Below are 8,377 nucleotides of genomic sequence, written 5' to 3' on the forward strand. Positions count from 1 at the left end.
CGTTTGGATCTTGCTGGGCTCGCGTGCCCGCAGTGACATCAGCCGCTGCCGCGGCGGGCGGCGCCTCGCCGCGTTGTCGTCAGTCGACGACGCTCCGCGTGGGCTCCCTCCTCCGCCTTGCGGTCCACGGCACCAACGCCGACTTCAGCCGCTCCCGCGGCGGGCGCTCCCTGATCCAGCCAGACCCAAACGAAAGACCCTAGGCCTTGGCTCTTCAGATCCTGCGAACAGGAGCACCCATGCCGGAAGACGCCCACTCCCCAGAAGACGCCCACTTCGACTTCGCGCCGGACGCGGCACTGGACCTGGCCGATCCCCAGAAGGTCCTGGCCCTGCTGGGGATCAGCCCACGCAGCACCGACTGTCTGGTAACGACAGTGCGCATCCCCATGCGCGACGGCATCGAACTGGCGGCCGAGCACTACGCCCCGCACACGGACGAGCCGGCGCCCACCATCCTCGTACGCTCGCCGTACGGGCGCGGCTTCCCGTTCGACGTGCTGCTCGCGAAGGTGTTCGCCGGCGCCGGCTACCACGTACTGCTGCAGAGCTGCCGTGGTACGGCGGACTCGGACGGTCAGTTGCGGCCGATGGTCCAGGAGGCGGCGGACGGCCACGACACGGTCGGCTGGCTGCGCGAGCAGCCCTGGTTCGACGGCCGGCTGGGCCTGATCGGCATGTCCTACCTCGCCTACTGCGTCTACGCCCTGCTCCAGGACCCGCCGCCCGAGGCAAAGGCCGCGGTGATCGTGGTCGGGCCCTACGACTTCGGCTCCGCCTTCTACCGCACCGGCGCGTTCACCGTGCAGGAAAGCCAGAGCTGGAGCAACCTTGTGCGCCGGCCGTCTCCCGGGGTCGCCGACGAGTTGCCGGCCGACGCCGCGCAGCGGCTACCGCTGCTGGCCGGGGCGGAGCTGCTCGGTCCCACCGCGCCCTGGTACGGCGAATGGGTCGGCCACCCCGGCCTCACCGACCCGTACTGGCGGCCGTACGACCACCGTGTGGCACTGGAGCGGTTCACCGGTGCGACGCTGCTGATCGGCGGCAGCCACGACGTGTTCCTGCCGCAGAGCATCGAGGCTTTTGAGGTGCTGCGCGCACGGGGTGTGCCGGCCGCCCTGACGCTTGGGCCGTGGGTGCACACCGATGTCGTCGCGGCCGCCGCGGGGACGATGGTGGACGAAGCGCAGGCGTGGTTCGACGACCACCTGCGGGACGGTGTCTCCGCCCTCACCCGGCCGGCAGTCCGGCTGCACGTCGCCGGTGCCGAGGAGTGGCGCGAACTCGACAACCTGCCCACGGCATCAGACCACCTTGAACTGCGTCTCGGCGAGGGTGGGTCGCTGACCGCGGACGGCGACACCGGGTCCTCGACGTTTACCTACGACCCGGCCGACCCCACGCCCACTGTCGGCGGCCGGCGCGTCTCCCCGGACGGCGGCCCGCGGGACAACACCGCACGCGAGCAGCGCCGAGACGTGCTCACCTTCACCACCGCGACCTTCGATCAGCCGGTCGAGATCCACGGGAGTCCCACGCTGAGCGTCGGCCTGACCTCGGACAATCCGCACGCCGACCTGCACGCGCGCCTGTGCGTGGTGGACACGGACGGCACCTCCGTCAACTTCTCCGACGCGATGCTGCGGCTGCCGTCCGTGGACAGTCCGGCTACACCACGAATAATCGAGCTGACGCTCGACTTCTGCGCTCGCCGGATAGCCGCCGGGCAGCGGATCCGGTTGCAGCTGTCGGGCGGCTCGTTCCCCGAGTACGACCGCAACCTGGGCACCGGCGAACCGCCCGCGACGGGCACGGCGATGGCGACGACGACGCACGTGATCGACCACGCCACGACCACCCTTTCGCTGCCGACCGGCGAACCTGTGTGAAGTCGCCCCGGGCAGGCGGAGCTTCGGTTGACGGCGGTCGGGTCCGTTCAGGGGGTGAAGATGTGCTGGCCCGGGGCGAGCAGGTCATGAGGGTCGTAACGGCGCTTGGCGGCGGCGAATGTTTCCCACACCGCGCCGTACTGGCCGCGCCGTTCGGCAGCGGTCATCGGGATGGACCCCACGGGGTACTGGGTGCCGCCGGCCGCGCGGACCGTCTCGTACGCGGCGTGGTTGGCGGCCGTGCGGGCGCTCACGGCCGCGGGATGCGCCGGGTCCAGGGTCCACAGGACGGCCAGCAGATACGGCACCGGGTCGTCGGGGACCCGCAGCAGGGGGGTGCGCAGATGGCGGCGGACCAGCGGATAGAGCAGTACGGCGCCGCCGGGGCCGGTGTCCTGCCCGGCGAGCCCGTCCAGCAGGGTGCGGGACAGCTCGGCGGCGCGGTCGCCGGGCAGCAGCAGATTCAGCCACGGATGGGCCCAGGACCAGAAGCCGGCGTGCTGGAGGTCCGCCACCCCCGCGGCCAGGCGGTCGAGGAAGTCGTAGTACCCGAGCGTCTCGACGGCGAGCGGTGCTGACCGGTCGTACCGCAGGCCGCGCAGCAGCTCCGCGTCGTCACGCTCGGGTCCGGCGGGCGGCCCGTAGGCGACGGCCTCCAGTACGTACTGCGTGTACGCGCCCTCGCCGTCCGCCTCGACCGAGCCCTCGACATAGGTGAACCGCTCGTCCCCGGCGAGCAGCCGCTGGTCGGCCAGGAACGTCTCCAGGTCCGTGTACGGCAGCAGGAAGTGCCGCACGGTCTCGGGCGCGGTGACCAGCCGCAGTGTCGCCGAGACGATGACCGCGCACTGGCCGAGTCCGGCGAGCACCGCCCGGAACAGGTCCGGCTGCCGGGTGGGCGAGCAACTGACCAGTTCCCCCGTCCCGGTGACGACCTCCAGCGCGGTGACGTTGTCCACCTGTGCGCCGAACCGGTGCGCCTGGCCGCCCAGCCCGCCGACGGACAGGGTGCCGCCCACCGACAGCTCCAGGTAGTCCGTGAAGACCGGCGGCGTCAGCCCGTATCGCAGGGTCTCCCGCGCCACCGCGCTCCACACGGCTCCGGCGCCTACCGTGACCTGCCCCGCCCTCACCGGCCCGATCCGGTTCAACGATCCCGTCTCGATCACCAGCCCGCCGGCCACCTGCGCCTGCCCGTACGTCCCGTGCCCCTGACCGCGGGCGGCCACCTCGACGCGGTACTCGTCGCAGAACGCGATCATCTCCACCACGTCGTCGGCGGACTCGGCCTCCAGCACGGCCATCGGGACGTGATGCACGATGTGCCCGAAGTCGTCCGCGCCCTCGGCGAGCGACACCTCGTCCGACCGCAACGAGCCGTCCAGAGGAGGCACTTGCACCAGACCGGCTCGCCCGGCCCTTGCCTCCGCCTCCGCCTCCGCCTCCGTCACCCACATCCGCGTCCGCGGATCGAAGGCCACCACCCCGGTCCCCGCCGCCCCCGCGCGTAAACCCGTCGGCCGCTCCGTCTGCTCCGCCATGACTCCCCCTCCCAGGCCGCGCCGCCCCGGGCAGCGCGCCACGAACCCCAAGCCAGGACCAAACGCGAATGCACCGGCCGCATCCTGTCGCGTACGGTGCCGTTCACACGGCTTTCCCTACCCGTGAACAGAGCGGCGTCCTCACGCTTTCCAGCCATCTGCCGAGCCGCGAAACGGTTCTTGGTCGTACCGGCCCCTCACCACTGCGGTCGGTGAGGGGCCGTTGTGTGCGATGCGGAGGTGAGAAGGAGCCTGTGCGTGAGGTGGGAGGTCAGCGCCGGGCCGCGAGTATCGGCAGGCCGGGGCCGACGAGTCGGCCGCGTGCGTGTCCGCGCCCGGCCAGTACGGAGATGAGGGCGTCCGCCGGGCCGGATACCTGTGGCCGGCCGGCCGGTCCGGTGCTCCATCCCGTGTCGGTGGCGGTCAGGTGCAGGTTCCTGCTTCTGGTCCTGGCGGGGACGAACGGGTTGGGGATGGTCGTCTCCACATGGAGGACAGCGTTCGCGACCTCCGGCGCGAGGTCCGCGGACCGGCCGAGGGCCAGCGCGATGTCGAGGTGGTGGACGGTGTGGTCGCCCAGGAGCAGTGGGGCCGGGAGCAGCCGTCCGACCCCGCGGGGGCTGTTGTGCCCGCGGTCGAATTGGCCGATCAGTTCGGCGGCCCTGGCGCGGTTCGGGCGCACCGGCTTTGACCTCCTGGTGGCATTCCGCGCGGTCATGGGCTTCGTCATGGGGATCGCACAATCCGAACTCGCCGGACCGCTCACCCCCGAAAGCGACCCCAAAGGCGAGGCCGCCCGCGTCCGCACCGTCGCGAGTGACGCCAACCCCACACTCGCCGCACTCGCCACCACAGCCGGCGCGGACGCCTACCGGGAATTCGAGGAAGGACTCACCCTGATCCTGGCCGGCCTCGGCCGAGAACCCTCGGCGTAGGAGGGGCGCGTCAGCCGCCCCACCGGTTGATCCCCCTTTTCCCCGGCCCGGTGTGCTGTGACGGCCAGGAAGGCGTGCGCGAGCATGGCCAGGCCGATGCGGGGCCTCACGAGGCACCACGGTGTCGCCACGTGATACGACAGGCTCGCGGTCCGCTACAGGCGACCGTCCTCGTCGCTGCCACCAACGAGTGGCTGTGACTCCCGGGCTGTCACGCGGCGGGATCCACGTTCCAGGCTGCGGGCAGATCGCTGCCGCAGAAGACGCAGACGAAGTCGTCCTCGCGCACGATGTTGTGTTCCTGGCAGTCGGGGCACCGACGGAAGACGACCTCGTGGGTGAAGCCGGAGGGCCGCCTGAGCTCCACGTCGTCCAGGGCACGGGCCACCTCCGACCAGGAACTGATGTCCGGGCAGTACCCGGTGGACTGATTGCTGACCTCGCTCACGACCCATCGGTCTGCCTCGCGCACGAAGCTGATCTCGCCGGCACCCAGAACCATGTCTCCGCCAGCACAGGCCACGTGCTCGCTTCGTCGCGGCGCCAGCCGAAGCGCGCCGTCCATACCGACCACGAATGTGAACGGTTCGGCCGGCTCCGCCGCCGATCGCTCAGCGATCCAGCTACCGAAGTCAGCCGCCGAGGTGATCCGGCACCCGCCGCCGCCAGGCCGGACCGCGGTCTTCAGCTCGATCGGTCCGACATATCTGTAGCCCCGCCCCCGCGCACTCACGTCAGCCAACCTAGAGCACTTCCGGCACACGCCCCAGGTCGTTCAGGTGCGCCCGGCCCGCGCCCGCCAGAAGGCGAGGTTGCGGCGGGTGAACCGGGTGAGCAGGTGCTCGGAGCCCAACGCCTCGACGCAACCGTCCAGGATCTGCTCCAGCTCCGCCACCGCACCCGCCGCATTGCCGCCCAGCCCGTGCCAGCAGGCCGCGATGCGGCGGATCGACAGCGTGCCCTCCGCGTCCCTCGGCGCCGTGTGCTCGCTCAACAGGGATTCCCACAAGCCCGCCATTGCGCCGGCCTCGTTGTGGAAATATCGAGAGCTGATGATGTCCTTCATCTGCGACAGAAGGTACTCATTGGCTCCCCATTCCCGCTCGTACTCGTCCATCACCTGCCAGTAGGCGCCGTGCCGATAGTGGTCGAGCCGATCACGGGTGGTCTTGAAGTCCTTGTCGTCGGGTGAGAACACGCGGTTCGCGTAGTTCATCGTGAGTTCCAGCTCGGCCAGCGCACCCACTTCGTCGCCGAGTTCGCTGTACGTGGCGGCGAGGTTTCGCCGCACCGCCAACGTCTCGCGATGGTCCGCGCCGTACACCCTCGCGAAATCCGCGAGCACTTCTTCCAGCTCCGTCGCGGCTTCGGCCGTGTCGCCGCGTCTGACGCGGACGACCGCGAGGTTGTGCCGGGTGGACAGAGCCTGCTCGCTGTTACGGCCGAGGACCCGCTTCTGGTCCTCGATCAACTCGTGCAGGACCTTGTCGAGACCCGACGTGTCGTCCTGGGAAATGCGCAGCTCGGCGAGCATCTGTCGTGTGTACAGCGTGCGGGCATGGTCGAACCCCAACGCCCGCCGCTGGTCCTTCAGCACCTTCTTGAGTTCGCGCATCCCGCCGTCGAGGTCGCCCGACATCACCAGCAGGTAACCGAGGAAGTAGCGGGTGAACAGCGTGTCCTGGTCATTGCGGCCCAGCACTCGCCGCTGGTCGGCGAGCACGTTCTGGAGTTCATCCGCGCTGCTGCGATCGCCCGGTGTGGTCGCGGCACGGGCGAACGCCACCTTGCTGCGGGTGGCCAGGGTTTCCCGGTGGCGGGGGCCCAGCGTCCGGGTCTGTTCCGCCAGCAGTTTCTCGAGCTCGGTGACTTCACCACGCGCGATCAAGCTGCGCAGGGTCACGAGGTGGCCGCGGATGCTCCTGGTTTCGTGGTGGTCTTCGCCCAGCCGGCGTTGCGCCATGCCGTGCAGGTACTGGAAGTAGACAGCGGCAGGGTCGAGCAGGCCGGCGTCCTTGAGCCCCGTTCCGGCTCGGATCAGCACCGGGTGCCCGCCGTTGAGCCAGAAATGTTCGTCGGCCCAGCCGCGCAGGACTGTCGCAGCCGCGAAGAACACCTGGTTGCCCACGGGGTCGCTGCGCGCGTCCGGCCACGCTTCCACCAGGGCGTCGCCTGCCGCGCGCTCACCCATGTCCGGCGGATCGGGCCTCGGTGAGATCCAGTCGTTCGGCGTGGTCCTGTCCCGCTCGTCGAGGACGGTGATCTCTATGTACTCCAGGAGAACGCGTCGCATCCAGGGGTCCAGCCGGAGCATCCGATGCGCGTCGATCGTGGCGAGACCCAAGCGGTGCGCCTGGGCCAGCGCGCTTCGGACATCGTTCGCATCGACGGTTCTGCCCTGACTGGCAGTGAGGTGCCTCGCGACGGCCGAGGTCCCGAAGAACGCCAGGGGAATGGCGCCGCCGTCCACCAGCGAGGCCAGGTCCAGCACCGGACGGGTCAGCCCGCTCGCAAGGTCGAGCAACAACGAACACGTGGCCACCGCGGGGATGTGCGATACGAAGCCGGGCCGCAGCGGCATGTACGTGTCCGCGAGCCAGCTGTGCCGAGTGGCGACCTGCTCGCAGCGAGCCGACCACAGGCGATGGTATTCGGCATACGTCGTGTCGCGGCTCGCCACATAGTTCGCGGCATGCGCCAGCAGCAGGGGAAATCGCTCCAGCTCACTCGCGAGTTCCGCCGCACCTTCGGCCAGATGTGGACTTTCGGCTTGCCGTTCGTGCAGGTACTCCACGGCTTCCCGGTCATCGAACCCACCCACGAACGCCAAGTGCATGTCCTCGCCGAACGCATCGACGTCCCCAAGGCGGGTAGTTACCACGGTCCGCCCCGATGCGTGCCGGGGCGGCCACAGGTCACGCAGGTCGTCCGACTCGGACAGACCGTCAAACACGATCAGCCACCGCCGGGGTGTTTCGGTCAACCAAGCCAGGAAGCGCTTGACCGCCTCGTCACCTGCGGCTTCTTCGTTCAGCGCCTTGGCGGCAGCGAGGTAGCCGAGCTGGATCGCGTCCCGCGAGCCGGCGGTGATCCACACCAGCAGGTCGACCTCTCCGTCGGCCCACAGCCGCTCGGCGTGCCCAACGGCCAGCTGGGTCTTCCCCACACCGCTCCACCCGGCGAGTACCACGGCCCCACCGGCGTCCAGGTCCGCCGCGACAGCCCGCTCCCGGAAGCATTCGGCCACTGGCGGCACCGTTCCGACCCGCTTGGGCCAGCTCTCCTCCGGCCGCCGCGGCGGCGGCGCCGTGAACTGCTGGTGAACGGTGACGATGATGTCGCGGCCGGCCTCGATGTCACGAAACCCCAGAGAGGGGGCGGCGAACGGGGCCGGACCGGCCGCCGTCAAGGGTGGGCGGAGGAGTCACCTCCGTCGACCTGGACGCCCTCGATGACGATGCCGCCCCGCGTCCTCACGCGATCGAGATCGACGCCGGTCGCGTCGCCGCGAACCTTCACATTGACGATCCTGATGAGCTCGGCATCGACATCGTTCAGGTTGACGCCGACCGCCCTCGCGGCGGACGCATCGTGCTCACGCACGGCCTTGACCACCTCATGCGCCGCCCCGAGCACCTCGGCGTCCTCGCCGACGCCGGCATCGGCCAGAACTCCCCGCAACGACTCCTGCTCGGCCTCCGAGCCGGGCCGCAGCTCCACCGCGCCGACCTCGACCCCGTGCCGCCGCATGATCAGGTTCTTCAACCCCAGATACGCATCGCGCACGGCCGACTGCGCCTGCTCCTTCAGCCCGGCCGTCGCACCGGCCACCACCGCCGCGACGACAAGCGACACAGGATCCATTGCCCGGCCCGCCCCCTCCGTTACTCCGACACGCGAAAACCTATACCCGATTCCGCACGGAATGAGAATGGGACATCCGAAATGCGGGCCTAGGGCCTGTGTGATGTCGTGATCAATCCTGCCGATCCGGGTCCGCCTGGGTGGCGGA

7 protein-coding genes are annotated in these 8,377 nt (G+C 70.0%); 2 read left to right on the plus strand and 5 right to left on the minus strand.

Going from position 1 to position 8,377, the window contains the following annotated elements; all coding sequences use genetic code 11:
* Window positions 1-239 precede the first annotated feature (239 nt).
* On the plus strand, window positions 240-1,889 hold the full coding sequence (locus GA0115259_RS26795; protein ID WP_093601792.1) for a CocE/NonD family hydrolase: 1,650 nt from the start codon (window positions 240-242) through the stop codon (window positions 1,887-1,889).
* A 47-nt stretch (window positions 1,890-1,936) separates the two neighbouring features.
* Here GA0115259_RS26795 and GA0115259_RS26800 read toward each other — a convergent pair whose 3' ends face one another.
* Together GA0115259_RS26800 and GA0115259_RS40595 are read right to left on the minus strand one after the other, a co-directional pair.
* The gene (locus tag GA0115259_RS26800) at window positions 1,937-3,430 is read right to left on the minus strand and encodes an FAD-binding protein (RefSeq protein WP_093601794.1); all 1,494 of its coding nucleotides are present in this window, start codon (window positions 3,428-3,430) and stop codon (window positions 1,937-1,939) included.
* Between the two features lie 271 nt (window positions 3,431-3,701).
* Window positions 3,702-4,112 carry a maleylpyruvate isomerase mycothiol-dependent enzyme family protein gene (locus tag GA0115259_RS40595; protein ID WP_161230475.1) on the minus strand — a complete coding sequence of 137 codons (411 nt, stop codon included), beginning with the start codon at window positions 4,110-4,112 and terminating at the stop codon, window positions 3,702-3,704.
* Between the two features lie 46 nt (window positions 4,113-4,158).
* Between GA0115259_RS40595 and GA0115259_RS40600 the strand changes: the two genes are divergently transcribed.
* A complete protein-coding gene (locus GA0115259_RS40600) occupies window positions 4,159-4,365 on the plus strand; it encodes a hypothetical protein (RefSeq protein ID WP_256098150.1) in 207 nt (68 codons plus the stop codon).
* 211 nt (window positions 4,366-4,576) lie between these two features.
* On the opposite strand, the gene GA0115259_RS26810 is transcribed toward GA0115259_RS40600, so the two are convergent.
* Genes GA0115259_RS26810 through GA0115259_RS26820 form a run of 3 tightly spaced genes read right to left on the minus strand, consistent with a single transcriptional unit; the run spans window position 4,577 to window position 8,220 of the window.
* A complete protein-coding gene (locus GA0115259_RS26810) occupies window positions 4,577-5,098 on the minus strand; it encodes a hypothetical protein (protein ID WP_093601798.1) in 522 nt (173 codons plus the stop codon).
* Between the two features lie 42 nt (window positions 5,099-5,140).
* Window positions 5,141-7,774, minus strand: a complete 2,634-nt coding sequence (locus tag GA0115259_RS26815) for a tetratricopeptide repeat protein (protein ID WP_093601800.1) — start codon at window positions 7,772-7,774, stop codon at window positions 5,141-5,143.
* Window positions 7,771-8,220 carry a hypothetical protein gene (locus GA0115259_RS26820; protein WP_141716700.1) on the minus strand — a complete coding sequence of 150 codons (450 nt, stop codon included), beginning with the start codon at window positions 8,218-8,220 and terminating at the stop codon, window positions 7,771-7,773. The genes GA0115259_RS26815 and GA0115259_RS26820 overlap by 4 nt, the downstream gene beginning before the upstream one ends.
* Window positions 8,221-8,377 lie beyond the last annotated feature (157 nt).

The organism is Streptomyces sp. MnatMP-M17 (assembly GCF_900091995.1).
GTDB lineage: Bacteria > Actinomycetota > Actinomycetes > Streptomycetales > Streptomycetaceae > Streptomyces.

What these genes read in the sequence shown, in the direction of transcription:
- GA0115259_RS26795 (WP_093601792.1), top strand. Translation starts at nt 240, where the DNA reads ATGCCGGAAGACGCCCACTCCCCAGAAGACGCCCACTTCGACTTCGCG.
- GA0115259_RS26800 (WP_093601794.1), bottom strand. Translation starts at nt 3,430, where the DNA reads ATGGCGGAGCAGACGGAGCGGCCGACGGGTTTACGCGCGGGGGCGGCG.
- GA0115259_RS40600 (WP_256098150.1), top strand. Translation starts at nt 4,159, where the DNA reads ATGGGGATCGCACAATCCGAACTCGCCGGACCGCTCACCCCCGAAAGC.